Origin of the sequence: Streptomyces sp. NPDC058579 (assembly GCF_042718575.1) — a bacterium.
GTDB lineage: Bacteria > Actinomycetota > Actinomycetes > Streptomycetales > Streptomycetaceae > Streptomyces.
The window spans coordinates 24,657-49,892 of record NZ_JBHXPI010000017.1 but is presented as its reverse complement, the minus strand read 5'-3'; the positions used below and the strand labels follow the sequence as shown (position 1 = coordinate 49,892).

Below are 25,236 nucleotides of genomic sequence, written 5' to 3'. Positions count from 1 at the left end.
GGTTCACCGGCGCGGGGCACCCGGACACGGCGCGTCGGCGGGGCCTGCGGGCGGTTCGACCAGGCTCGCCGAGGCCAACGCGGCCGGGTCCAGGCTCGGGCCGGTCGGGAGCAGGGTCAGCAGCGTCGAGGGCAGACCCACGGGGGCACTGCCGGCGTAGCCGAGGGTCTTCGTGGCTTCCTCGGACGGCAGCGGGTACTTCACGCCGTTCTCCGCCACCAGGTACGTCGTCCCGCCCGCCCCCGCCCCGGAAAGCGCCCGGACCAGGGCACCGCCGCCCGGCTGTACGGAGACCCGGTCGGCCGTGCCACACCCGGTCACCACCCCCGGCTGGGCGGCGGGCGGCGCACCGGCCACCTCCGCCGCGTCGACCACGGTCACCAGCGTGCGCGGCCCCTGCGGTGAGGCCGTGACCGACGTGCACACCCCCTGGCCCGCCCCGGCGGCCACCAGCCTCGGCGGCGTCGCGGGCAGCCCGGCTCCTGCCAGGGTCCCGGCCGGCGCCGGGTGCGCGGCGAGATCGGCCGCGCCCACCGGTACGGCGAGCGCCGGCGCCCCCGCGTACGCGTCCCGCTGGGTCCTCGGGTCTCCGCGCAGCAGCTCGAACAGGGTCTGGCCGAGCGGCGCGAGGCCCTGCCGCGTCAGGACGTACGGTTCCCCGCCCGGGCCGGTGAACAGCTGCCCGACCCGGGTCTGGCGCCCGGCCAGCACGGGGCCGGCCGAGCCCCGCCCCGGGACGTCCGGCGGCGACAGATCGGGGCCGGACGGGAGCGAATTGAGGAAGGACGGCGCCACCGGGAAGGGCGTGGCCGTACCGTAGCCGAGCGCCGTGCCCGCGCCCCCGCCCGTGTTCAGCCGTAGCCGCTTGCCCTGCCACAGCACGTGCCGGGCGCCGTCGGCGGTCGCCACCAGCAGCCCCTGCTCCGGCGCGAGGACCTGGCCAGGCCCGCCGGCCCCGACGGCCACCGAAAGGACCGGTGCGGCCTCCCCGGACGACGTACGGCTGACAAGCCCGCAGACGAGCCAGGCACCGCCCACCAACTGGGACTTCGCCGGCAGCCCGTCAGGCGCGCCCACGATGCCGACCGGCCCGCCGCGCGGCACCGCCCGCAGCGAGTTCAGGCTGACCTGGGAGACGGTCATCTTCTCCCCGGCCACCAGCCGGGCACTGGCCTGGTTGAGCACCGGCCGCAACTGCCCGCCGACGAACAGGTAGCGGGCGCCCGTCTCCTTCACCACCACAAGGGTGCCCGGCTTGGCCCAGCCGGCCGCGCCGCCCGGCTTGATGGCCCCGTACAGGCCCATGACCAGCGCGATCAGAAGGGCGATGAACAGCCCCATGCGCACCCCGCGGGTGGTGCGCCGGGTCGGGAGGTCCAGTGCGTCGGGTTCGCCCCGCAGCATGCCGGCCCCGAGTCTGCTCATCACGAACAGGTGGGCCTGCACCTGGTCGCGCCTGGACTGCATGTGAACTCCTCTGCGGGAACGGTTCTGTCAGGGGGCCGGGGCGGCCGTCGGCGGTTCGGCGCGGTGCGCCGATGGCCCGGCCGTGGTCGGTCGCCAGCCCGGCTTTGGGCCGGTCGCCGGTCCGGCCGTCGGTCAGCCGGTGAGCCCGCGGACCCAGGCGAAGACTCCGGCCTCGGTCAGCGCGAGCGGCAGCAGGCTCATCGCCAGCGCGCTGTGCAGCAGGTCGGCGGCCCGGCCCCAGTACGGCAGCATCCGCCGCCCCGGCACGGTCCACGAGACGATGGCCAGGACCGAGGCCACGCTCGTAAGACCGGCCATCAGCCCCAGCCGGCCGGTGGAGTCGAGCGCGATCGCCCACCGCGCGGTGAGCAGGGCCAGTCCGTACACACCGGCCAGGACCAGGGCCAGCCGCTGCCACAGGGAGCCCACCTCGCGCGCGTGCAGGACCAGCAGCAGGGACAGCGCGGCCGCAAGCGCCACCGCCGGCCAGCCGGCCCCCATGGCGATCGGCGTCAGGCAGCCGGCGCAGAGCACGGCGGTCACCACGTGGAAGGAAGTCAGATAGCCGTCGGCCACGGCACTGCGGTCCAGTACGTCCTGCGCCGGGTACGGCTCGATCTCCTCCTGGAGCTCGTCGGCACTGCGCGGCAGCGCCGGCAGCTTGAGCCCCGACATCCGGAAGGCGAGCCCGGGCAGGAAGGCCGCGAACGCCACCACCAGGACGGCGAGCAGCGCGGCCGTCTCCACCGCGGTGAGCCCCGCCAGGGTGATGGCCCCGGTGATGGCCCCGGCCACCGCCGTGACGAGCAGCCCGAGGAACAGCGGTGCCGAGCAGGCCACGGCGGCCAGCGCGAGCACCGCCCCGCCCGCCGCCGCCGAGCTGCCCGCGAGCAGCCGCGCGGCGGTCAGGTCACCGCTGCCCGCCGGCAACAGCGCACCGGCCAGGGCCAGGTAGGGGACCGCAGCCGCCCCGAGCGCCGTACCGGCCCCGGCGTCGCCCACCGCCCGGGCGGCACTCGCCGCGCCGAGCAGCAGCAGCCCTCCGGTCACGGCCGCCGTGACCGCGCGCAGTTGGCCGAGGTCACGGGAGAGGACGAGCAGCACGAGACCGCCCGCAAGCGCGAACAGCGCGACACCGAGCGTCAGATGGTGGGTCAGCGCGGGACGCCAGGAGTCGTCGCGCGCCTCAAGACCGGCCGCGACACCGTCGATGACGTCGTCGAAGTGGACCGGCGGCAGCGACTCCCGGCGCAGTCGCAGGTACACCTGCTCGCCGTCCCGCAGGCCCAGTGCCTCCGCCGACCGCTCGTCGTCCAGGGGCTCCTCACCGAGTCGCTGGACCACCCAGCCGCCCGCCTCGGCGGCCTCCTCGTCGAGGTCGTCCCCGGCGTAGCCGATGATCGTCGGCAACAGGTCCGCCAGGGGCACGTCGGCCGGTACGGAGAGCTCGACGACCTTGTGCGGTCCATGGAATCTCAATCGGCACAGCCCCGCCACCGCGCTACCGCTCACTGCCCGCGTGTCCTTCCCGCTGTCCAGCCGAGGCCGAAAAGCCCTCGGCGGCCAGTTGAACGGGCGGATCCGGGTGGCGGGTTCAGTGCCCCGGGTGGTCGCGCCGACGTAGCTCGCGCACCAGGGACTGGACGCCCTCCTCGCCGTCGCGCGCGATGAGTACGGCGATCCAGCGGGCCACGTCCACCCGCTCGGCCTCGGTCCATCCGGCCGCCGAGGGATGCTCGTCCACCACGAGCACCCGGGCGATGCGGCAGAGCTCGTCGGACCCGGCTGGCAGCGGACCGGCGGGTTGTCCCAGGAGGCGGAGCACCGCGTCCGTCACCTCGGCCACGGCGGCCGGCGGTACGTCCAGGGCGGTGCCGGCAGCCGGATCGTCGGGCGCGGGGACGGCGTGCGCCGACCACGAGCGCAGCAGGGCGCGGACTTCGTCCGCGTGACCGTCGGCCCGCTCGTCGTCGTAATCCTGCGTAGGGTCGTCCGTCCGCACCGTTCTCCCACAGCTCCCACCGCCGCGGCGCCGCCTCGCGCGATGGCTCGGCGACCGCCCGTAGACGCACGCATGGATGCACACTCTTTCACCGTTCGTCCGCGTCCGCTCCGACGGCGTACGCAACGTGTGCCGGGACCCCGAGGGTTCACCACCCCTCTTGCGCCGCGGTTGAACCGCCCCGCCCCGCGCACCCGTTCCCGTCTGGGCAAGGAGACCGCCGAACCCAGTCGGCCGGCGAGGCGTGAGGAGCTTTTTCGTTGAGCGTCGTGCTAGTCAACCGCCCGCCACGGCGGCCGGGGCCCGAGATGCCGGACGGCGAGATCCAGCTTCAGGAACCGCCCGTACTGCCCGAGAAGCAGAACGGTATCGGGAGCATCATCACGATGGTCCCGATGGCGCTGTCCTCGCTGTCCATGGTGTTCATCTTCCTGCGGCCCAACGGCGGCCTCATGACGTACATCGCCATGGGCACCATGGCCGTGTCCGCCATCGGCATGATCGTCGTCCAGATCATCCGCGGCAACGCCGACCGCAAGGAGGAGCTCACCGGCGAACGGCGCGACTACCTGCGCTACCTCACCCAGATGCGGCGCCAGGTCCGCAAGGAGATCCGGCGCCAGCAGGAGGCCCTGGCCTGGCGCAACCCGGACCCGGCCGAACTGGCCTCGCTGGTACGCACCTCCCGGCTGTGGGAGCGGCGGTCGTCCCACCCCGACTTCAGCGACGTACGGATCGCCCTCGGGGCGCAGCGCCTCGCCGTACGCCTGGCGCCGCTCGCCACCAAGCCGGTCGAGGACCTCGAACCGCTCAGCGCCCACGCGCTCCGGCGCTTCATCCACGCGTACGCCTCGGTCGCCGGCCAGCCCGTCGCCATCCACCTGCGCGGTTTCGCGCACGTCCTGATCCGGGCCGAGTCGCCGGATTCCGTAGAGCCGCCGGAGTCCTCCGCGTCCCCGGATTCTCCGGATTCCTCTGAGCCCCCGGCCGGCACCACGGCGGGAGAGGAGACCTCGGCAGGACCCACCCCCGCCGCCGCCCCCACCCCGTCGCCCGTGCCGCTCGACGAGCAGCCCCGCGCCCTGGTACGGGCCGTCCTCGCCCAGCTCGCCACCTTCCACGCGCCCGACGAGCTGCGCATCGCCGTGGTCGCCCCGCCCGACCGGCGGACCCACTGGGAGTGGACCAAGTGGCTGCCGCACGCCCTGCACCCGAGCGAGACCGACGGCGCAGGACCGCTCCGGCTCGTCGCCGCCACCATCGGTGAACTGGAGCAGCTGCTCGGGGACGAGTTCGGCGCCCGGCCGCCGTACGAGCCCGATGTCACCCCGAGCCGTGACGAGCCGTACACGGTGATCGTGCTCGACGGAGCGACGTTCGGCGCTCCCCATCGGGCCGCCCTCGGCGGCTACCGCAATGCCACCGTCATCGACATCGACTCCGCCCTGGAGTGGAAGCACAGCCGGCTCACCCTCCGGCTGCGCGTCACCGGCGGCGGGGACGGCTGCGACAGCGCCCTGGAGATGGTCGCCGCCGACCGCAACCGCAAGGACGAGGTCACCGCGCTCGGCCGGCCCGACGGGCTGTCCCCGGCCGCCGCCACCCGCCTCGCCGCGCTGATGGCCCCGTACCGGCTCGGCGACAGCGTCGACGCCGGCGAGCCGCTGGCCACCGACTTCGACCTGACGGCCCTGCTCGGCATCCACGACCTGTACCGCTTCGACGTCAAGCAGCAGTGGGCCCAGCGCAACCAGTCCAACAAGCTGCGCGTCCCGCTCGGACTCGGCCCCGACGGCAGCCCCATCGACCTCGACATCAAGGAGTCCGCGCAAGGAGGCATGGGCCCGCACGGCATGCTCATCGGCGCCACCGGCTCCGGCAAGTCCGAGCTGCTGCGCACGCTGGTCCTCGCCCTGGCCCTGACCCACTCCTCGGAGATCCTCAACTTCGTCCTGGTCGACTTCAAGGGCGGCGCGACCTTCCTCGGGCTCGACCGGCTGCCCCACACCTCCGCGGTCATCACCAACCTCGCCGACGAGGCGGACCTGGTGGACCGGATGCGCGACGCCCTCCACGGCGAGATGATCCGCCGTCAGGAACTGCTGCGCGCCGCCGGCAACTACTCCTCGCTCCTGGAGTACGAGACTGCCCGCGCGTCGGGCACCCCGCTCGACCCGCTGCCCACCCTCTTCGTCGTGGTCGACGAGTTCTCCGAACTGCTCTCCGCCCACCGGGACTTCATGGACCTCTTCGTCATGATCGGCCGCCTCGGCCGGTCCCTCGGAGTCCATCTGCTGCTCGCCTCGCAGCGCCTGGACGAGGGCCGGGTTCACCAGTTGGAGTCCCACCTCTCGTACCGGGTCGGTCTGCGCACCTTCTCCGCGATGGAGTCCCGGGGTGTGCTCGGCGTGCCCGACGCCTACCAGCTGCCGTCCCAGCCCGGCAACGGCTACCTGCGCAGCGACATCTCCACCCTCACCCGCTTCAAGGCCGCCTACGTGTCGGGCGCGTACAAGCAGAAGCTGCGCCCGTCGGCCCGGCGCGCCGTCATCGAGGGCCAGGTCGTGGCCTTCGGCACCGAGTACGTGGCCCCTCGCACCCTGCCCGCCGTACCGGAAGAGGAGCAGGAGCAGGAGCCGGAGGCCGAGGAGACCCGGTCTCTCCTCGACATCGCCGCCGAACGACTCCTGGACGCCGGTCCCCCCGCCTACCAGGTGTGGCTGCCGCCCCTCGACGTCCCGCCGACGCTGGACGAACTGCTGCCCCCGATCGGGCCCGACCCCACGTACGGCTTCACCGTGGAGGGCGCGGCGCGCGGTGGCCTCAAGGTCCCGGTGGGCGTGATCGACCGCCCCTTCCAGCAGGTACGCGACCTGCTCGTGGCCGACCTCGGCGGCGCCGACGGGCACATCGGCGTCGCCGGCGCCCCGCAGTCCGGCAAGTCCACCCTGATCCGCACCCTCATGACGGGCCTCGCGCTCACCCACACCCCGGCCGAAGTGCAGTTCTACTGCCTGGACTTCGGCGGTGGCACCCTCTCGGGCCTGCGCGGACTGCCGCACGTCGGCGGGATCACCGGCCGCCACGACCCCGACCGAGTCACCCGGACCATCGCCGAGGTCAACTCGGTCATCACCCGCCGCGAGAAGTACTTCGCGGAACTCGGCATCGACTCCGTAGCCGCTTTCCGCCGCAAGAAGGCGGCGGGGGAGCTGCCCGACGACCCGCACGGGGACGTGTTCCTGGTCGTCGACGGCTGGAACACCCTGCGCCAGGAGTTCATGGACCTGGTCCCGGCCCTCACCCTGATCTCCCAGCGGGGCCTCAACTACGGTGTCCACCTGCTCATCGGCACCACGCGCTGGGGCGAGATCACCGGCGCCCTGCGCGACCAGCTCCAGACCCGGTTCGAACTGCGCCTCGGCGACGCGGTGGACTCCGTCATCAACATGCGCGCGGCCGGCAAGGTGCCCAAGATCCCCGGACGCGGACTGACCGACGACCAGATGCACTTCCTGTGCGCACTGCCCCGCACGGACGGCATCGGCACCGCGCACGACCTGAGCGAGGGCGTCGCCGATCTGGTCGACGTCGTCGCGGACCACTGGACGGGCCCGCGGGCGCCGGAGGTCCGGATGCTGCCGCTGATGCTGGATGCGGCCGAACTGCCCGAGCCGCACGGGTCGTTGCGAATTCCGCTCGGCCTGGAGGAGCACGAAGTCCAGCCGCTGTGGCACGACTTCTCGCAGGACCCGCACCTGATCGTCGTCGGCGACAGCGAGTCCGGCAAGACCAACCTGCTCAAACACATCACCACCCAGATCATGCGCGCGTACACGCCCGACCAGGGCCGCATCATGCTGGTCGACTTCCGGCGCGAGATGTACGAGACGGTGCCCGAGGAGTACCGGCTCGGGTACGCCGTCTCCGCCGACCCGTTGCGGCAGATGATCACCGGCGCCGGGAAGGCCATCGCCAACCGGGTGCCGTCCGCCGACATCACCCCCGACCGACTGCGGGCGCGGGACTGGTGGAGCGGTCCTGAGCTGTTCGTGATCGTGGACGACTACGACCTGGTGGGCGGCACGATGTCGGCGCACCCGTTCGCGGCGGTCCTCGACCACCTCGCCCAGGGCGCCGAGATCGGCCTGCACGTCATCGTCGCCCGCTCCGCGAACGGGGCCGGCCGGGGCCTGGGCGACCAGCTCCTGCGCAAGCTCCAGGACGTCAACACCCCCGCCGTGCTGCTGTCGTGTCCGCCGAGCGAGGGCTACCTCTTCGGCAACACCAAGCCGAAGGTGCTGCCCGCGGGCCGCGCCCTGCACATCACCCGGCGCCGGACGGTGCAGCTCCAGACGCCGCTGCTCGACCCCGACGGCCACGACCCGCAGAACGGAATCCCCGGATGAGCACCTCGCCGCCACCGGCCGGATCGAGGGTGTGGCCCGTCGGCCCGCACCTGGTCATCGCCCCCGAGGAGGCCGAGCCCGCCCTGGCGGCAGCCCTGAGCGGCCTGGCTCCGCTGTCCGACGCCGTACTGGTCCTGGCCGCCGCGCCCGACGCGGCGCCGGTCCTGCGCCGCTCCCTGCCGGACCTGGTGGCCCTGGCCACCGACCGAGGCGCGGCCCGGCTGGTGCTGGCCGCTTCGGGCCTGGCCGCCGCGGGCCCGGACGGCACCCGCCCGCTCGACGCGGTGGCCACGACGGCCGCCTTCCCGGTGATTGCCCCTGACACCATGGTCGCGGTCGAACCGGACGGCTCCCTACGGGTGACCCCGCCGGGCACGTGGTGGCTGAGCGAACCCGGGTGCACGGCAAGGGAGTTGGGCCCGGGGTGGCCTCCGCGGGTGCCGGAGGAGGGGGCGCCTGTGGAGTCGGCCGACTCGGACCAGGTCGACCCGGACCAGGTCGACCCGGCCCCGGCCGAGCGGATGCCCGAGGCGTCAGGGCAGGAGGAGCCGCCGCCCGGGCCCCCGGGCCCGCCCGTCCCGGTCGTGTCGGAGTCCAGCGGCGGCGTGTACGCGGAGCGGGACGGCGGCGGTCCGCGCTGCCGGCCCGTTCCGGGCGGGTTCTGGCTGGGGTCGGTACCGGAGGTCGTCGAGACGCTCATCGGCGTCGGGCCCGACGACCTGTTCATCGGTGTCGGTTCACCGCGGCAGCCGGCGCTGCCGACCGCCGAACTCCTGGACCTCGTGGCCGAGGCCGCCCCGGAGCCGGACGGCCTGTTCCTGGCCGCTCCCTGGGCAGACCCGGCCGAACTCACCGGCATGGCCGTCGCCCTGGCCGTCCGGTTCGCCCGGACCGTACGGGTGGCCGTCGGCCTGCCCGTACGCACCGCCGACGACCACGCGACGACGTTCCTCGACGAGCGGGGTACGCCCACGTGGCAACCCCTGCTGGTCGAGCTCACCGCCTCGCCCGAGCACCGCCGCGTCGTCCCCTCGGCATGGCTGCGCCTGCCCGGGCTCGACTCGAAGGCTCCGGCCGTGCACCGGGGCGTGTGCGCGGGCTGGGAGCTGGAGGCCGTACCGGCTGGGCTGTGGCTGCGCCCCGAGGGAACCCCGGCCGCCCCGTGGCCCCGCGCGCTGCGCCCCGACCCGGTCCGCCCGGTACTGGTCGTCGGCGACAGGCTCCACAGCGCCGACCCGGAGGTCTGGGAGGCCCTGCCCACCGTCCTGGCCGCACTCCCGGACCTGGGCGCCACCGCCCCGTACGGCCTGCTGGCCGACGGCCCGGGAACCGACCCGGAGACCACCCGCGCATGGGCCGACACCCACGGCCTGACCTGGCTCGCCCTTCCGGCTGTACTGGACGGGCCCGAGGGCGGTCCCGCGCCCGACCGGGCCGACGGCGGGCTCGCACCTGCCCCGGGCGCACCGGACGGGACCGACAGCGGGTCTGAGCCTGTGTCGGCCCTACCGTACGAGGCCGAGGAGGCCGCGCCCCGCGCGACTGGGTCCGGGGGTGGACCCCAGGCCCCGGCACACCTGGAGCCCGCTGCGTCCGCCCCGACGGCGCCGGACCCGGTCTCCGTGCCGGACCCGGCCGCACCGCCCGGCCCCCGGTCCGTCCCGGCGGCTCAACAGCCGCCCGTAGCACCCGCGGTGCCGGCCCCAGCCGTACCGGCGCCGGCCGGCCCAGCCGTCCGCAGCACCCCCCGCGACCGCGCCGCGCTGCGGGAGTTGCTCGGCGAGCGGTATCACCTCCTCGCCGGCAAAGCCGAGCGGCTGGCCTCGCGGTTGCCGTCCCTCCGGTCGTCGCCGCAGGACGACCTCAAGCCCGACTTGGTCGCCGTCGCGCTCTACCACTCCGACGCCCCCGACCCGGTCTCCCGCGCAGGCCTGGTCGCGGCCGCCCGGGACGCGGGGCCCGGGCCGTTGGCGCACCTGCTGTGCTGCCTCGGCTCGGGGCTGCGCCGGCTGCCCGGTCACTACGGGGCCGTCATGCTCGCGGCCCCGGCCGAGGACGTGCCACTGGACCGGTACATGCCGGGCACCCTCCTCGTGGAGCCCGCCCCCGTCGCGGCGGTCCCGGCGTGCGACGCCGAGTTGGAGGGGTCCGTCGAGTTCGGCGTCTGGTCCACCACGGGCCGCCGTACGTCCGTGTTCGGTGGCCCGGACGACGAACCCGAGGTGGTGTTCCCGCCGGGAACGGCCTTCTCGGTCCTGGCCCTGCGGCCGCCCGAAGACGACGAGGGCCCGATCCGGGTGCTCCTGCGTGAGATCTCGCCCGCCGAGGCCGCTGAGGCTTCGGCCGGTGCCTCTGACGACCGGTTCAGGGAGAGGGACGGCCGGGCACGGACCCAGCTGACGGCCTGGTTCGAGCGCAGGGACATGCTCGCCCCCGAGGACCGCCGTCCCCTGCCGGACGCCACCCGCTACCACCTGTCCCCGGGAGCCGCCCTCCACTGACGTCGGGCCTCACGCCTCAGGCCTCACGCCCGGCAGGCCGTCACCTCGATCTCGATCATCAGCCCGGGCACGAGCAGCTGATTGACCTGGAGGGTGGTGGAGGTGGGGAAGGGGCCGTCGCCGTAGACGCTCTTCCGGTAGGGCAGGGCGCCGACCAGGGCCGACATGTCCGTGACGTACATGTTCTCGCGCACGACATGGCGGAAGCCGAGGCCGTACTGGGCGAGGCTCTCCCTGATCCGTTCGTAGACGAACTTCATCTGGGCGGGCAGGTTGTCGGGGGCCACGGGGTTGAAGTCCTTGTCGAGCGCCGCCGTTCCCGACAGCCAGACGACGTTGTCCACCCGCACGCCCTGGGAGTAGCCGAGGGACCTCTGCTGGGACTCCCAGTAGTAGGCGAGGTCGGAGCGGCTCGGGGGACCGGCGGCCGCCTGGGGCGCGGGGAGTTGAGTGGCGGCAGCGGCCACGCCGGTGGCGCCGAGGCCGGTCAGGAGGCGGCGACGGAGCAGCTTCCTGCTCTTGGCGTCGGCGGCGGAAGGCTCGCTCCGGTTTCCCATCCTTGTGCATCTCCTCTGACGAGTCGACGGCAAGATCCCAGCGGTGGAGCGGAGCGTAGGTCCCCTGTCAGGGGCAGGTCAAGATGCCCAGTCTCGATGCCCAGTCCCGCCCCGGTCCCTACCCCAGCGTCGCGAGCGCCGGGCCGTCGGGGCGGACGGTGATGCCGTACGCGGCCCTGGTCGGCGCCGAGCGGAAGCGCGGTACGTGGGCGGGCAGGAGGTGTTCGAGGAGAACCGTCGACTCCCGCAGCGCGAACTGCAGACCCAGGCACGCCCGGGGCCCGATCCCGAACGGGAGGTAGCTCCCGGGGTGACCGGGGCGGCGTCCGGGGGTCGTGAAGCGCCCCGGGTCGAACCGCTCGGGGTCCTCCCAGAGGTCCGGGTCCCGGTGAGTGAGGTACGGGCAGACAAGGACGTCGGTTCCGGCCTCGACCTGGTAGCCGGCGAGGACATCGTCATCAGCCGCCGAGCGCGGCAGCATCCAGGCCGACGGGTAGAGCCGCAGCGTCTCGTGGACGAGCGCCTGGACGGCCTGGCGCCGTTCGGGAGAGCCCTCGGCGCCCGCGGCGAGCGCCTGCTCCCGCGCCTGCGGGTTGCGGTCCAGGAGGAGATAGAGCCACGTCAGGGTGGTGGCGGTGGTCTCGTGGCCGGCGACGAGGAGGGTGACCAGCTCGTCCCGGATCAGCCGGTCGGTGTACGCGGGGAGCGTTCCGGCCGCCTCGACCAGGACGTGCAGCAGGCCCGGGCCGTCGGGCGGCACCGCGTCTCCGTCCCGGACGGCGGCGATGGCCCGGCTCGCCACGGCGTCGATCCTCGCCAGCTCGTCGGCGACGGCCCCTTGGGCGGCGGCCGCGTCGGAGGGCAGGCTGGGCAGCGCGGCCACCACGGCGGGCACGGCGTCGAGCTCACGCTCCGTCAGGGGGTCGAGGGGATGTCCCGTCATGGAGCGCCAGATGGTGTCCAGGGCGAAGCGGCGCATCTCCTCGCCGACGTCGAACACCTGCCCTGTCCGGGCGTACGCGGCCCAGCGCGCCGCGGCGGTCCGGGCGGCCTCGCCGATCCGCTGCTCGTAGCGCCGCATGCCCCTGCCGGTGAACTGCGCCTGCAGCACCTTCCGTTGCCGCTGCCACGCCTCGCCCGTCGCGGCCAGCACGCCGTCGCCGATCAGCAACCGGGCACGGTGCGAGCGTTTCACGTAGAGGCTGGCACGGAGCGCGAGTACGTGCTGCACGGCCTCCGGGTCGGTCACCAGGACGGTCGGTCGCGGACCGAGCCGGAACCCGGCGACGCCGCCGAGCCGTTCGCGTGCCTGGGAGAGCAGGTCGACGAGTTCCCCTCCGTCGGCCTGCCACTGCCGGACGAGTGCGGGGTCCAGTTCGGGTACGGAAACGGGGCGGGCGGTCATGTCCACGGGATGCTCCTGTTCGACGGCTGTACGTCGGCACGGACCGGACACGGGGGGCGGACGGGAGACAGGGTGTGAGGCAGGGCGGGAGACAGGGCGAGGTGCGGGCGGCGGCGCAGCACGCACTGTAGGAGAGCGGGCGCGGTGGACGACAGACCACCACGCCCGCTCTCCGTCAGACGGGCACGTCGGCTCAGACGCGGTCCGCCGCGATCAGGACGTACTGGAACGAGCCGTCCTTGTACGAGTTGATGAACGCCTCCTCGATTCCGGTGACCAGGGACGACGTGGCCCGCAGCTCCCAGTAGGGCAGGGTCTCGGGCGTCAGGTCGACGATGGCCTGCGGGACGAGACGGTTGTCGGCCATGGCGCGCAGGTACTCCCGGCGGGAGTGGATGTTGCACTCGAAGTGCGCGTTGATCTGGGAGACCCACTTCGAGGGCTGTCCGTAACGCGGGTTCCAGCAGCCGGTGATGGTCACGTAGCGACCGCCGACCTCCAGGACGCGGGAGTGCTCGGCGAAGAGGTCGTGCAGGTCGACGTACATGCTCGACTCGTTGTTCCACGAGGCCGCCGCCTGCCCCGTCTCGAAGGGCGTGTCGAGCATGTTGCACACACGGGCGTGGACGGAGTCCTCGATGCCGAGTTCACGGGCGCGCTGGTTCGCGAAGTCGGCCTGCGTGGCCGAGAGGGTGACGCCCTCGACCTTGCACCCGAACCGCTGGTGCGCCATGACCATCGAACCGCCCCGGCCGCAGCCGGCGTCCACGAGCGTGTCGTCACCCCCGATGGAGCCGAGGTGGTCCAGGAGAACGCCCGTCTGGGCCGACTCCAGGCGGTGGAGTTCGGCGATCAGCTTCTTCTCGTACGCGCTGTCCTCGGCATCCCCGAGGGCCGCGTGGTCCACGTCGCCGATGCCGTAGTGGTGGTGGTAGAGCCCGTCGACGTCACCGAGGCGCAGGTTCACGGGCCTGGCCTCGTTGTTCCAGTAACGGGCGATGTCTCCCTGGTAGGGCGTCGCCGGGGCGGGGATGAAAGCGGTGGCGCCGGCGACAGTGGGGAGCTGAGTGTTGGTCATGTATCGATCCGTTCTTACCAGAAATCGGGCAGGCTGTAGCGGTAGGTGTTGGTCTGGTGCCAGTAGTGGTTGCCGTCGACCCACGAGGCCACGCCGTGCAGGAAGCGCACGACGTTCGGGATGGGGCAGGCGGCGGCCAGATCGGCGGCCGCGTCCTCGAAGGCGTGCATGAGGTCGTTGTGGACCTCGACCGCCTTCAGATACGCGTCGCGCTCCGAGAGCTCCTCGCGCTCGGCGATCACCACGGGCAGATTCAGGTGCCGGCCGGGGCTGTTGAGCTCCTTGGTGTAGGAGTACAGGTCGTTGACGATGGTGGTCGCGTTGCCGGCGAGCGCGATGACCCGTTGCATGGCGGGCTGCGCGTGGAGGTCGGCCGGCAGCTCGTAGCCGCCGACGGTGTCGGTGATCGTGGGGCAGGGGCGGAAGTTGTTGAACTGCCGCATCGCCAGGTACTCCCACACCTCCGGCACGTGGTCCGTCTCGGCCCACGCGGCCTCGGCGAGGTACCCCAGGTGCAGCCGGGCCATGTCGTGCCGGAACCGGTCGGCCTGGGAGGGCGTGGACTGCTGGACGAGGTACTCCATCGCGGAGCGGTAGGCGCGGCGCGGGGCGTCCGCGTGCAGCGACTCGGCCCACTGCGGCTGGTAGTCCACCGTGGTGTGGAGGGGGTCGAGGGCGGTGTGCGCCAGGAGGAGGCGGCCCCCGAGGCCGATGGGCGAACCTCCGTGGTCCTCGCAGTAACAGTCGTCGACCGCGTTCTCGGCGACCATCAGCCGCGTGGCGATGAGCAGGTGGTCGACGGTCGGAGCGTCCGGATGGCAGGCGACCATGTAGCGCCCGACGGAGAAGCCGTCGAACTGGCCCTCCCACTCCTCGGGGAACAGCTCGACCTCCTCCACCGCCCAGTCCTTGATCCGGCGGCTGACCTCCTCCACGCGCACTGGGTCGGGTTCACCGACCGGGTGGTGGTAGAGACCGGGGATCGGTCGGCCCTCCGCCGCTTCTGCCGCCGCATCGTCCGATCCCGCCGGTTCCGCCGGCTCCTCGGACGTCGGCGGCGCCGGGGGCTCCTCGCGTCGGACCGGATAGAGGCCCGACGTGCCCAGACCGGTGGGGCCGCGCAGGATCCGTTCCAGTGAGGACAGGGCAGGGGAGAGCCCGGGATCGGGCATCCGTAACTCCTTGGTGGGGTGGGGAACTGACGTGACCGGCTGTGGGGCGTGGACCGTCCGGGCGGGAGGCCCTAGTGGCGCCAGCGCGCGATCTGTACGTTCTCCAGCACGCCGAGGGCGTTGGGCACGAGGATCGCGGCGGAGTAGTAGGCGGTGACGAGGTACGACATGATCGCCTGCTCGCTGATGCCCATGAAGCGCACCGACAGGCCCGGTTCGTACTCCTCCGGCAGACCCGTCTGGCGCAGCCCGATGACGCCCTGGTTGTCCTCGCCGAGGCGCATGGCGAGGATCGAGCTGGTGTTCTCCGCGCTGATGGGAATCTTGTCGCAGGGCAGGATCGGGACCCCGCGCCAGGCGAGGACCTGGCGCCCTTCGAGCTCGGCGGTCTCCGGGTAGAGCCCGGAGGCGTTCCACTCGCGCCCGATCGCGGCGATCGTCCGGGGGTGGGCGAGGAAGAGCTTGGTGCCGCGGCGGCGGCAGAGCAGCTCGTCGAGGTCGTCCGGGGTGGGCGGGCCGGAGTGGGGCTGGATCCGCTGCTTGTAGTCGGCGTTGTGCAGCAGACCGAACTCGCGGTTGTTGATCAGCTCGTACTCCTGGCGCTCCCGCAGCGCCTCGACGGTGAGCCTGAGCTGCTCCTCCGTCTGGTGCATCGGCCCGTTGTAGAGGTCGGCGACCCTCGTGTGGACCTTCAGCACCGTCTGCGCGAGGGAGAGTTCGTACTCCCGCGGCTTGAGCTCGTAGTCCACGAACGCACCGGGCAGCGCGATTTCGCCGGTGTGGCCCGCGGACATCGCGATCTCGGCCTCGCCGTGGTGGTTCTGTCGCTGGCGGGGCAGCGAGCTGAACCGCTGGACGTGGGCCTGGAGATGGGGGGCCGAGGAGAGCACGGCGGCGAAGTCGGCGCGGGAGAGGGTGAGCAGGGTGCCCGCGGTCTCGGCGGTGGCGGAGTAGTCCCAGCTGCCCTCGCCGTCCAGGAGGACGTGCTCGCCGAACCGGTCGCCGTCGGCGAGCATCGCGACGCCGACCTCGTCGCCGTACTTGCCGACAGAGGTCTGGTTGATCCGGCCGCGGGCGATCAGGTGGATGTGCCGGGCGGGTGTACCGCGTTCGACCAGCACCTCGCCGGCACGGAAGTCGCGCTGGACGCACCGGCCGGCGATCGCGGTCAGCACCTCCACGTCCTCGAAGCCGCGCAGCAGGGGCAGTTCGCCGAGCTCCTGGGGGATCACCCGTACGTCCGTGCCGTCCTGGACGAACTCGATGCGCCCGTCGCCGACGGTGTAACTGAGCCGCCGGTTCACCCGGTACGCGCCGCCCTTGGTGTCGACCCAGGGGAGCATCCGCAGCAGCCAGCGATCGGTGATCTCCCGCATCTGCGGGGCGGACTTGGTCGTGCTGGCGAGCTTGCGGGCGGCCGCGGTGCTCAGGCTGGACTGCTGGGGCGGTGCCGCCTCGGCTTCCGGGCCGGTCTCAATGGTCATCGGACGAGAACTCCTTAGGCACGGCGAAGAGAGGGAAGTCGAGGGGCGGAAAGCGGGTCGTATCGTCGGGAATCCGTCCGGATCCTGGTGAACAGTAGCGGCGGGATTGCCCTGGTCACCGCTTGATCCCGGGGGGATTACCTCGATGAAGTGACCTTGATTCGTACGGGGTTTATTCGGGCGAGCGACGGCATTTGAGCCACCTGACCGAGAGCCGTCGGGCGGCGACAAGCCAGGAGGCGGCCGCCTCCGGCCGCCCCGCGATCACGACGGGCTCTTCGATGAGCCGGACGGTCGGCGGTGTCGCGGGCACCGGCCGCGTCCACGCGGCCCGGGTGTCCGTGACCTCGGAGAGGCGCCAGTCCCGGCACGTGCTGTCGAGCGCCAGCGGGAAGAGGGTGAGCGTGCCGTCCCGCGCGATGTGCATCCGGACGAAGCCCTTGTGGTCGTCGATGGACTGCCCGGACATCTGCCACTCGGCGGGCTCGCCCTCGTGGGACCACAGCACCCACAGGGCGAAGAGCTGGGAGCCGAGCGTCGCGCCCATCACTCCGGCGACGATCACCAGGATCACCAGGACGATGAGGCCGTTCCAGGAGGACGCGAACGACCGTGCCATGGCGACGGTGACGGTCAGGGCCGCGGCGGTGACCGCCACCTGGAGCAGCCCGCCCAGGACCGGCCCGGACGGTGCCCTGGGCCGCCGTTCGCTCAGCAGCCCTCTCCACCAGCCGATCAGGAAGGGCAGGACGAAGAGCAGGGCACTCGCGCAGAGCAGGCCGAGCAGGTCGTCGCGGTCGGCGCCCTGTAGGGCGCCGGCGGGGTTGTGCCGGCCTTCGCCCAGCGCGAACGCGCCACACATGATCAGGGCGAGCACCATGTGCACCACCCCGGCCAGGACCGCGAACCCGGGGTTGCGCCGAGGGAGGAAGTGCGGCGAGAAGGGGTTGGCGATGCCGCGGGCGAGCGAGCGGGACTCCGCAGGAGCCGGGTACGTGTGCGGGGCGAGGGCGAACGAGAGCGGCGGGTCGTCCTTCTCCCGCAGCCGCGAGGCGGCCGACGGCAGCGACAGCTCCTTCGGGAGCCGGTCCGTGGCCGCCAGGTACGCGCCGCCCAGGCCGCAGGTCACCATCTGGCGGCGACGCGGGTCCGGCGGGAGGGCGCCCTCGGCTCCGGGCCCGCCGGCTCCGGGCCCGTCGTCGGGGAGCCGTTCCGCGTAGCGGGCGTAGTGGTGCTTGTCGCCGGTCAGCCACAGCCGGATCGACGCGCCCGTGGGCTCGTACGTCCGGGTCGTCCGGTCGAACCGGCTCCGTACGATGTTGCGGTCGAACCAGTGCAGGGAGTTGAAGGCGTCGGGCTCCTCGACGCTCTTCACCCAGGTCGGCGCGGCGGAGCAGACGATCACGCTGTCGCCCGGCTCCAGGAGCGCCGACAGGTAGGTCTCGAAGTAGCGCCGCTGCGGGTCGTCGACGTAGGAGCCGAGTTGGCTGTCGAGGCCGACGAGCCACCAGCGCTTGGGCAGTTGCACGGCGAAGTAGCTCCGGGTCTGCCGGGTCTCCCAGCCGCCGATGGGGCGCTCCTGGGCGAACACCCGCAGGAACGCGGTGAGTCCGTCGTACCAGTCGTGGTTGCCCGGCAGCGCGACCATGAGCGGCTCGTCCGGGGCCGAGGGGAGCGCGGCGCGGTAGGGGCCCTTCATCCGGTCCTCGTACGCGCTCGTCGACGCCACCGGGTACACCTGGTCCCCGCCGAGGACGAGCAGCGAGCCACGGGGGAGCGGGGTGTGCTCGGGCACGGCGAGCGAGTCGGCGCCCAGAGCGGCCGCCACCGAGGCCGTCGCCTCGAAGCCGTCGCCGAGGTCCGCGACGAAGTCGATCCAGATCTCCTCCGCCCGGGGGTCCGCCAGCGGCGCGTGCAGGAGTGCGGCCTCGAGGGCGCCCTGGATCTCGCGCTTGTCCGAATAGCCGGCGAACATGGCTGCGAGGCCGACCTTGACCGCCGTACGGGTCAGCTCCTTGGGGGCCAGCCAGCGCACCGGTTCCTGGGGGGTGAACCGGAGCGTCTCCGCGTGCTTGCGCAGCTCATGGAAGTCCACGACGGCTCCTCCTCGGTCTCGGCGGACTCGGTCACGGCGGACTCGATCAGGCGGAATTCGGTCAGAGTGGAGACCAGGGCAGGACGTTCTGCGCGTACACGTCCCACAGCTTTCCGGCGAAGAACTGCCCGAACCGCCCGAGCGTGGTCACCCTGCCGGGCAGCGTCGGCGCTTCGACCCTGAAGGTGGTGAGCTGCTTCAGGAAGTCGGTGGGGCGGATGCGCACGGTTCCCGAGGCCACCGTCTCGGCCTCGGACTCCTCGTCGGCGTGGACGTGGCCACGGAGTACGCGCGTGTGGAGGACGGACGTGTCGTTCCAGACCCCCTTACGGGAGTCCTCGCGGACGTCCTTGTACCCGCTGAGCGTGAGCCGGTGACCGGCCCGGTCGGCGAAGAACACGCGATAGAGCATCCGCAGGTGCTGCGGGTCGTCGTGCTCCACGAAGAGTTGGAAGGTTCCTCGTTCGATGGGAAGGCGCCCGCCCAGTTCCTGGCAGACGATCTCTCCGCGCAGCGAGGCCTCGTGCGCGGGGTCGGCGAGGAAGCGGTCCACTCCCTGGATGTCGACGGTCACGTGCAGAGCGAGGTCGGCCGTAGCTCCGCCCTCCGGCGGGATCTCGGCCTCGACGTCGTGCTCCCCGAAGTCCAGACGGCCCACCATGCGTTCGGTGAAGCGCAGCCGGGTCTGATCGTCGGGGCGGCCCGGAGGGGCGCCGGGCTTCCAGGGAATCCCCTGGTCCGTGCACCAGGAGCGGGCACGCTGGACTCCGAGCTCGACGGCTTGGGTGAAACGGTCCCTGCTGAAGTTGATGAGGTAGTTGAGGGGTACCTCGCCCTCCAGAAGCCGGACATCGATCAGCCGGCCGAACTCCCCTTCGTCCCCTCGGCGGAGGGCCGCGTTGCTGGCCTCGATCCGGCGCAGCCAGTGCTGCAACTGACCGTTGGCCGTCGTCTCGATGATGTGGAAGTAGTTGGCGATGAAGCCGTCACGCCAACGGTGCCTCCGGCTGACCGTCCAGATGATCCACAGCTCGTCACAGCCCCGCCGAATCGCCTCTTCGACGTTTCCGTCGGTGAGATAGACCGGGTCGATGTAGGTCTGCCCGTCGATGACGACCGGAGGGAACCACATGGGCAGTGCCACGCCGGCGCAGAAGCGCTCCTCGTCCATGCGGTCGGCGGTCACCACCTCGAGTTCGTTGGAGCTGAAGTTGTAGAGATTGAAGGTGGCTTCCCGATCGGTGGCCCGGATGCGATCCCAGTCCAGCCCCCAGTCAGGGAAGACGCGACGCCGATAGCCGTCCAGCGTGAAGAGGGAACGGGCGTACGGCCCCTTCGGCAACTCTCGCCAGTTCGGCGTGACGCCCTTGAGTGGAGAGAGCTTGCGCCAGTTGTCCGCGATCTCCCGCCCGGACATCCCCTGGCAGTACATCGCGAGGTTGAATATGCCTCCGCTGGCGCCATCGGTATGGTCGAAGCTCAACTCGGCCTCGTCGAGCAGGACTTGGAGGACGCCCGCCTGGTAGGCGACCTTCAGGCCGCCGCCGGCGAGGATGAGCGATCTGCGCGTCATGAGGGTCCCGTACCGTTCTGCTGGAGGTCCTCGACGAGGCGGCGGGCCGACCGGTCGGCCAGCGCCGCGATGGTGAGCGAGGGGTTCGGGCCCACGGGTCCGGGCAGCACCGAGCCGTCGGCGATCGAAAGACCCGGACAGCCGTACACCCGCCCGAAGGAGTCCACCACGCCTTCCCGCGCGTTGTTTCCCATCGGCGCGCCGCCCACGGGATGCACGGTGATGAGGCGGTTGAGCAACCACAGGGGATTCGCGGCGTAGCGTCCGCCGAGACTGTGGGACACGGCCTGCATGGTCTCGTTCATCTGGTTGAAGTACTCATTGGACGCGGCCAGTTTCCAGTCGAGGTCCAGATGCCCGTCCCGGAGGAACATCCGGCCGTTGGGGACGTCTCGTCCCATGCCGAGCAACGGCAGGGACGTCGCGGTGAACAGCCCCTTGCCCATGGCGTCGTTGAGCTGTCGTCCGACCTGGCTCCTGGCGGTCCTGGTGAGTTGGGACCATCCTCGCCGCAGCAGGAACCTCCCGACCCTGTTGGACAGGGTGAGGACGTTGTGCTCGACGAGCCAGTTGAGGAACTCCGGGTATCCGGCGTCCTCGATGTAGAAACCCCGGTCCTTCGGGCCGCTCCCCTTGCGGTCCACCTTGATGGCACTGGTGATGACCGGGCCGTAACTCGGTTCCAGGAGGCGGGGCTCGGTCTCTCCGGGTACGTCCGGATCTGCCTTCCGTGCCTTGAACACCAGGCCGAGAAAGTCCCCGTTCCCGGAGAAGCGGGTACCCAGCGCGGGGCTGAGCGCGGGAAAGGCGCTGCGGTTCCGCAGCAGCAGATAGGTGGTGCCGAGCGTCCCGGCGGAGAGGACCAGCCGCCTGGTCCTGATGGTGCGCCGTCGGGGAGGAGCCGACGGATCTCCGGCGGCGTCGGCATCGGCGTCGTGCTCGATGTAGGAGACCAGGAACCCTTCCTGGACCCGTTCGAACGAGCGGACCTCGCAGAGGGTGCGGATCTCCGCGCCGAGCCGGTAAGCGGCGCTGAGGTAGGTGAAATCCAGACTGTTCTTGCTGCCGAAGTTGCAGCCCAGGTCGCATTCCCCGACGAGCCTGCACCCGTAGCGCGGGGCTTGGTGGAGATTGTCGTCACCGCCCGGGAGGGGAGCTCCGGGACGGTCTCCGAAGGAGACGGCCAGCTTCGGAAGCTCCCACGGAAGCCCGAGGCTTTCGGCAGCTTCCTTCATGGCGCGGGTCTTGGGCGTGTGCGCGTAGGGCTCCATATCGAAGGGGTACTGCTCCGCGCCCAGCATGGTCTCGACGGATCCGTAGTGCGGGTCCAGGTCCTCATAGGTGACGGGCCAGTTCTCGTAGCCCCCGTCGAACGACTCGTGCACGAACCAGTCCTCCGGCTTGCGGATCAGCACGTTCGCGTAGATCAGGGAGCCACCGCCGAGCCCGCTGGACACCAGGGCGTCCATCTTCGAGAAGCTCCACATGTCGTACATCCCGAACAGGCGGGAATCCGGATCCCAGAAGTTCTTGGCCGTTTCGTGGGGACTCCGCGGAAAGGAGCCGGGAGGGTACCGCTTTCCCCGTTCGAGAACGCACACGCGGAGCTTGGCCTCGGCCAGCCGGTACGCGGTCACGGAGCCGCCGAATCCCGATCCGACGACGACGGCATCGAAGACGTCCACGCTCGCCACCTCTCGGAGACGACGCCGAAACAAATGCCCTGACTGCCCCCGTCGGCGGCTGCCGCGCGCACGACCTCCCTCCATGGTTCACCCAGGTGGCGTGACGCGCACGTCGGTGGGACGTGTCCCTGACGAGCCCCGGACGTGCCCCGGACATGCCTCGACGTACCCCCGTACGGGTCGGCGGGCTCGCCCGGGAGCGTGCCGACCCGTCCAATGGACGGGGCGGGGTGGGTACGGGAGGCCGGATGAGGTGGGCGAGCCGGGTGCGGAGCATCCGGGGGCGTGCCGAGAGCCGTTTTCCCGTTCTCACCGAGCTGACGAGCAGGCTGATGAGCGGGAACCTGCTGGACGCGGGAACCCGGCTCGCGGCCCAGGCGTTCTTGGCAGCGGTACCGCTGCTGTTCGCCCTGGCGGCCTTCGCGCCGCACGGCGTACGGGACCAGATGCGCGACTCCCTGCGCGCCATGTTCGGCCTGACCGGCGTGTCGGACCAGGAACTGCAGAAGGTCCTGAACGGGTCGGCGCCCGAAGGGCTCAAGGAGACCACCGGGGCCGTGGGCGCGCTCGTGGCCCTGGTGTCGGCCACGAGCTTCAGCCGCGCCATGGCCCGGGTGTGCGAGCGGGCCTGGGGGCTGCCCAGGGCGGGGACCCGGATCGCCGCCTGGCGGTGGGCGGTGTGGCTGCTGGCCCTGGTCCTCGTGGTGCTCCTCCAGGCGCCGATCCGCAGCGGCTTCGGGGCCGGCGCGTGGCTGGGCGTGCCGCTGTACTTCCTCGTCAGCACCGGGGTCTGGCTGTGGACCCAGCACCTCCTGCTGGTCAAGCGCGTCCGGTGGCTGCCGCTCCTGCCCGGCGCCCTGCTCGCCGCGGCGGCCACGACCGTCCTCGGCCTCACCGCACGCATCTACATGCCCAACGCGCTCAACCGGGCCCTGAGCGAGTACGGCTCGCTTGGCCTGGTCCTGACGATGCTGTCGTGGCTGATCGTGGTGTGCGCCGCGCTCACCTTCGCGTTCACCATCGGCGCCGTACTCGCGCGGGAACCTCCGCTCAACCGCCACCTGGGGACCGACCGTCCCGACGACGCCTGAAACGTTCACCCGGACGGAGCAGTCCCGATCGTGCCCGTCCCGAGCGCGGGAGGAGGGTGGGGGATGACGCGTCGGCCATCGCTCGGCAGATGCGCGAGGAGCGAGGGAGAGCCCGATCGATGACCGGGAACGAGCACCCCGAGACCGGCAACGAGCACCCCAATACCGGGAACGAGCACTCCAGGCCGGCCGAGCAGGGGATCGTGCGGGGCAACGAGGAGGTCCTGCGGCGGCTCCCCTTCGATGACACGCGCGACTTCGACGACGCGCGCCGCGGCTACATGGGGACGGCGGAGGAGACGGTCGTCCGCGACCCCCAGGGGCGCACGGTCTGGGACCTGGAGGCGTACGACTTCCTCCAGCAGGACTGCCCCGACACGGCCAACCCCAGCCTGTGGCGGCAGAGCAGGCTCGTCGCCGAGCACGGCCTCTTCGAAGTCGTCGAAGGCATCTACCAGGTCCGCGGGTTCGACCTCTCCAACATGACGGTCGTCGAGGGCGACCGGGGCGTCCTGGTGATCGACCCCCTCATCTCCGCGGAGACCGCGGCGGCGGCCCTCGCGCTCTACCGCGCCCACCGGGGCACCCGGCCGGTGACCGGTGTCCTCTACACCCACAGCCACGCCGACCACTTCGGCGGCGTACGCGGCGTGCTGACCGACGAGCAGGTGACGACCGGCGTCCCGGTCATCGCCCCGACCGGCTTCCTGGAACACGCCGTCAGCGAGAACGTCTACGCGGGTACGGCGATGGCCCGACGCGCGGCCTACATGTACGGTGCCGTGCTGCCCAAGGGGGAGCGGGGCCAGATCGGCGCGGGCCTCGGACAGGCCACCTCGGCAGGCTCGGTCGGGCTGATCGCGCCGACCCTGGACGTCACCCGCACCGGACAGACGGAGACCGTGGACGGCATCCGCATGGCCTTCCAGCTGACACCCGGCACCGAAGCCCCCGCCGAGCTGAACATCCACTTTCCCGACCACGCCGCGCTCTGCATGGCGGAGAACGCCACCCACAACCTGCACAATCTGCTCACCCTGCGCGGAGCCGAGGTGCGCGATCCGCGCGAGTGGGCACGGTACCTGACCGAGGCCGTCGCCCTCTTCGGCGCCGACACCGACGTCGCGTTCGCCTCGCACCACTGGCCGGTCTGGGGGCGCGAGCGGGTCGTCGAGTACCTCTCCGAGCAGCGCGACGTCTACACCTACCTGCACGACCAGACCCTGCGCATGCTCAACCAGGGCTACACGCCGCTGGAGATCGCCGAGCAGATGAGGATGCCGCCGGCCCTGGAGCGGGCCTGGCACACCCACGGCTACTACGGCTCGGTCAGCCACAACACCAAGGCCGTCTACCAGCGGTACATGGGCTGGTTCGACGGCAACCCGGCCCACCTCTGGGAGCATCCGCCCGTCGAGAGCGCCACCCGGTACGTGGAGTTCATGGGCGGCGCCGACGAGGTGCTGCGCCGCGCCCGCGAGTCGTACGCGCGGGGCGACTACCGCTGGGTGGTCCAGGTGGTCAACCACGTGGTGTTCGCCGACCCCGGCAACGCCGCGGCCCGCGAGCTCCAGGCCGACGCGCTCGAGCAGCTGGGGTACGGCAGCGAGAACGGCCCCTGGCGCAACTTCTACCTCACGGGAGCCATGGAACTGCGGCAGGGCTCCGCCGGTACGCCGACGGTCGTCGCCTCTCCCGACGTGCTGCGCGCGCTCACCCTCGACCAGCTCTTCGACTCCCTCGCCATCCGGGTCGACGGACCGAACTGCTGGGACGCGGACATCTGCGTCCGCTGGAACCTCACGGCGGGCGACCCCGTCACCCTCCGGCTGCGCAACGGCGTCCTCACCCACGTCACCGGCACCGGCCCGGCCGCGTCCGAACCGGACGTCCAACTGACCCTGGACGAGGAGGCCCTGCGCGCGGTCCTGCTGGGCGTCACCCCCCTGCCCGACCTGGTCGAGCAGGGCAGGGCGACGGCCGAAGGCGACCTGACGAAGGTGGCCGAACTCCTCGGCCACCTCAGCGACCCGGACCCGGACTTCGCGATCGTCACGCCGTGAGTGGTCGGTTCCCGTCGGCGACGAACCCGGCGACCTCCTGGGCGAAGCGCTCGGGCTCCTCCAGGTGGCCGAAGTGGCCGCTGTTCTCCAGGATCAGGAGCCGGGAGTAGGGGATCAGCTTGTGGAGTTCCTCGGCCCATCGCACCCCGCACACGACGTCGTGGCGGCCGGCCACGACGAGTGTGGGCACCTTCAGGGTGGGCAGGGCCGCGCGGTCGTCGATGACGTCGGGTTCGCCGTGCTCGTCCTGGCCCGAGATGTAGGACGCCCGCAAGGCCTCCCGGAAGCTGTCCCATCGCCGCGTGTCCGCCCAGTAGTCGGCGACGTACGCCGGGACGATTCCCTTGGCCGCCTCCATCATGGCGGTGTCGTCCGTGATCGACGGGAACGTCCCGAACGCCGCCATCACGGCCTGCAGTTCCGGACGCTCCGCGTGCCGGGTCGCGAACTCCGTCACCCGGCGCATGAGTTCCTCGCCGTGCTCGGGGCCGGTTACGGGCGCGCTCTCGTACAGGACGACCCCAGCGAGCTGGTCGGGGTGGTGGAGTGCGTGGTACTGGGCGACGAAGCCGCCGTGCGAGTGCCCCAGGACGTGCACCCGGTCCACGGGCAAGTGGTCGATGTCGGGGGCAGGACGCGTGGGATCGGCGGAAG

The 25,236-nt window shown here is 71.9% G+C and carries 16 protein-coding genes; 4 read left to right on the top strand and 12 right to left on the bottom strand.

Annotated elements, in window-relative coordinates:
* Positions 1-3: 3 nt before the first annotated feature.
* The 3 genes from eccB to ACFWRO_RS20455 all read right to left on the bottom strand — a co-directional run bounded on the left by eccB (position 4) and on the right by ACFWRO_RS20455 (position 3,469).
* Positions 4-1,467 (bottom strand): type VII secretion protein EccB, encoded by a 1,464-nt coding sequence (eccB, locus tag ACFWRO_RS20465; RefSeq protein WP_384512152.1) that lies wholly within the window; start codon positions 1,465-1,467, stop codon positions 4-6.
* Between the two features lie 132 nt (positions 1,468-1,599).
* Complete coding sequence (gene eccD, locus ACFWRO_RS20460) at positions 1,600-2,979, bottom strand: type VII secretion integral membrane protein EccD (RefSeq protein ID WP_384512150.1); 1,380 nt, start codon at positions 2,977-2,979, stop codon at positions 1,600-1,602.
* An 82-nt stretch (positions 2,980-3,061) separates the two neighbouring features.
* Entirely contained in the window at positions 3,062-3,469 is a 408-nt protein-coding gene (locus ACFWRO_RS20455; RefSeq protein ID WP_384512148.1) for a hypothetical protein, read from the bottom strand.
* A 308-nt stretch (positions 3,470-3,777) separates the two neighbouring features.
* Here ACFWRO_RS20455 and eccCa point away from each other — a divergent pair, with 308 nt between their 5' ends.
* Together eccCa and ACFWRO_RS20445 are read left to right on the top strand one after the other, a co-directional pair.
* Positions 3,778-7,878: a type VII secretion protein EccCa gene (gene eccCa, locus ACFWRO_RS20450; RefSeq protein WP_384512269.1), complete on the top strand. Its 4,101-nt coding sequence runs from the start codon at positions 3,778-3,780 to the stop codon at positions 7,876-7,878.
* Entirely contained in the window at positions 7,875-10,379 is a 2,505-nt protein-coding gene (locus tag ACFWRO_RS20445; RefSeq protein ID WP_384512146.1) for a hypothetical protein, read from the top strand. Before eccCa ends, ACFWRO_RS20445 begins: the two co-directional genes overlap by 4 nt.
* A 23-nt stretch (positions 10,380-10,402) precedes the next feature.
* Here the strand turns inward: ACFWRO_RS20445 and ACFWRO_RS20440 are convergent, their stop codons facing one another.
* The 8 genes from ACFWRO_RS20440 to ACFWRO_RS20405 all read right to left on the bottom strand — a co-directional run bounded on the left by ACFWRO_RS20440 (position 10,403) and on the right by ACFWRO_RS20405 (position 21,428).
* The gene (locus ACFWRO_RS20440; protein ID WP_384512144.1) at positions 10,403-10,936 is read right to left on the bottom strand and encodes a RidA family protein; all 534 of its coding nucleotides are present in this window, start codon (positions 10,934-10,936) and stop codon (positions 10,403-10,405) included.
* A 118-nt stretch (positions 10,937-11,054) separates the two neighbouring features.
* Positions 11,055-12,341 carry a cytochrome P450 gene (locus tag ACFWRO_RS20435; RefSeq protein ID WP_384512267.1) on the bottom strand — a complete coding sequence of 429 codons (1,287 nt, stop codon included), beginning with the start codon at positions 12,339-12,341 and terminating at the stop codon, positions 11,055-11,057.
* 193 nt (positions 12,342-12,534) lie between these two features.
* Positions 12,535-13,419, bottom strand: a complete 885-nt coding sequence (locus ACFWRO_RS20430; protein ID WP_384512142.1) for a geranyl diphosphate 2-C-methyltransferase — start codon at positions 13,417-13,419, stop codon at positions 12,535-12,537.
* 14 nt (positions 13,420-13,433) lie between these two features.
* A complete protein-coding gene (locus tag ACFWRO_RS20425; protein ID WP_384512140.1) occupies positions 13,434-14,591 on the bottom strand; it encodes a family 2 encapsulin nanocompartment cargo protein terpene cyclase in 1,158 nt (385 codons plus the stop codon).
* Between the two features lie 71 nt (positions 14,592-14,662).
* On the bottom strand, positions 14,663-16,075 hold the full coding sequence (locus ACFWRO_RS20420) for a family 2B encapsulin nanocompartment shell protein (protein ID WP_384512138.1): 1,413 nt from the start codon (positions 16,073-16,075) through the stop codon (positions 14,663-14,665).
* 172 nt (positions 16,076-16,247) lie between these two features.
* Entirely contained in the window at positions 16,248-18,170 is a 1,923-nt protein-coding gene (locus ACFWRO_RS20415; RefSeq protein WP_384512136.1) for a hypothetical protein, read from the bottom strand.
* A 61-nt stretch (positions 18,171-18,231) separates the two neighbouring features.
* Entirely contained in the window at positions 18,232-19,743 is a 1,512-nt protein-coding gene (locus ACFWRO_RS20410) for a patatin-like phospholipase family protein (protein WP_384512134.1), read from the bottom strand.
* Positions 19,740-21,428, bottom strand: coding sequence for a GMC oxidoreductase (locus tag ACFWRO_RS20405; RefSeq protein ID WP_384512132.1), 1,689 nt, complete (start codon positions 21,426-21,428; stop codon positions 19,740-19,742). Before ACFWRO_RS20405 ends, ACFWRO_RS20410 begins: the two co-directional genes overlap by 4 nt.
* Positions 21,429-21,760: 332 nt before the next feature.
* On the opposite strand from ACFWRO_RS20405, the gene ACFWRO_RS20400 reads away from it, so the two are divergent.
* Both ACFWRO_RS20400 and ACFWRO_RS20395 read left to right on the top strand, forming a co-directional pair.
* Positions 21,761-22,519: a YhjD/YihY/BrkB family envelope integrity protein gene (locus ACFWRO_RS20400; protein ID WP_384512130.1), complete on the top strand. Its 759-nt coding sequence runs from the start codon at positions 21,761-21,763 to the stop codon at positions 22,517-22,519.
* Between the two features lie 119 nt (positions 22,520-22,638).
* Positions 22,639-24,582 carry an alkyl/aryl-sulfatase gene (locus ACFWRO_RS20395; RefSeq protein ID WP_384512128.1) on the top strand — a complete coding sequence of 648 codons (1,944 nt, stop codon included), beginning with the start codon at positions 22,639-22,641 and terminating at the stop codon, positions 24,580-24,582.
* Here ACFWRO_RS20395 and ACFWRO_RS20390 read toward each other — a convergent pair.
* Positions 24,572-25,195 carry an alpha/beta fold hydrolase gene (locus ACFWRO_RS20390; protein WP_384512126.1) on the bottom strand — a complete coding sequence of 208 codons (624 nt, stop codon included), beginning with the start codon at positions 25,193-25,195 and terminating at the stop codon, positions 24,572-24,574. The two genes, ACFWRO_RS20395 and ACFWRO_RS20390, sit on opposite strands and share 11 nt — an antisense overlap.
* Between the last annotated feature and the right edge of the window lie 41 nt (positions 25,196-25,236).

Excerpts from the sequence above, each read along its gene's own strand:
- ACFWRO_RS20440 (WP_384512144.1), bottom strand. The coding sequence starts at position 10,936 with ATGGGAAACCGGAGCGAGCCTTCCGCCGCCGACGCCAAGAGCAGGAAG.
- ACFWRO_RS20395 (WP_384512128.1), top strand. The coding sequence starts at position 22,639 with ATGACCGGGAACGAGCACCCCGAGACCGGCAACGAGCACCCCAATACC.
- ACFWRO_RS20410 (WP_384512134.1), bottom strand. The coding sequence starts at position 19,743 with ATGACGCGCAGATCGCTCATCCTCGCCGGCGGCGGCCTGAAGGTCGCC.
- eccB (WP_384512152.1), bottom strand. The coding sequence starts at position 1,467 with ATGCAGTCCAGGCGCGACCAGGTGCAGGCCCACCTGTTCGTGATGAGC.
- ACFWRO_RS20400 (WP_384512130.1), top strand. The coding sequence starts at position 21,761 with ATGAGCGGGAACCTGCTGGACGCGGGAACCCGGCTCGCGGCCCAGGCG.
- ACFWRO_RS20420 (WP_384512138.1), bottom strand. The coding sequence starts at position 16,075 with ATGACCATTGAGACCGGCCCGGAAGCCGAGGCGGCACCGCCCCAGCAG.
- ACFWRO_RS20435 (WP_384512267.1), bottom strand. The coding sequence starts at position 12,341 with ATGACCGCCCGCCCCGTTTCCGTACCCGAACTGGACCCCGCACTCGTC.
- eccCa (WP_384512269.1), top strand. The coding sequence starts at position 3,778 with ATGCCGGACGGCGAGATCCAGCTTCAGGAACCGCCCGTACTGCCCGAG.
- ACFWRO_RS20430 (WP_384512142.1), bottom strand. The coding sequence starts at position 13,419 with ATGACCAACACTCAGCTCCCCACTGTCGCCGGCGCCACCGCTTTCATC.
- ACFWRO_RS20425 (WP_384512140.1), bottom strand. The coding sequence starts at position 14,591 with ATGCCCGATCCCGGGCTCTCCCCTGCCCTGTCCTCACTGGAACGGATC.
- ACFWRO_RS20445 (WP_384512146.1), top strand. The coding sequence starts at position 7,875 with ATGAGCACCTCGCCGCCACCGGCCGGATCGAGGGTGTGGCCCGTCGGC.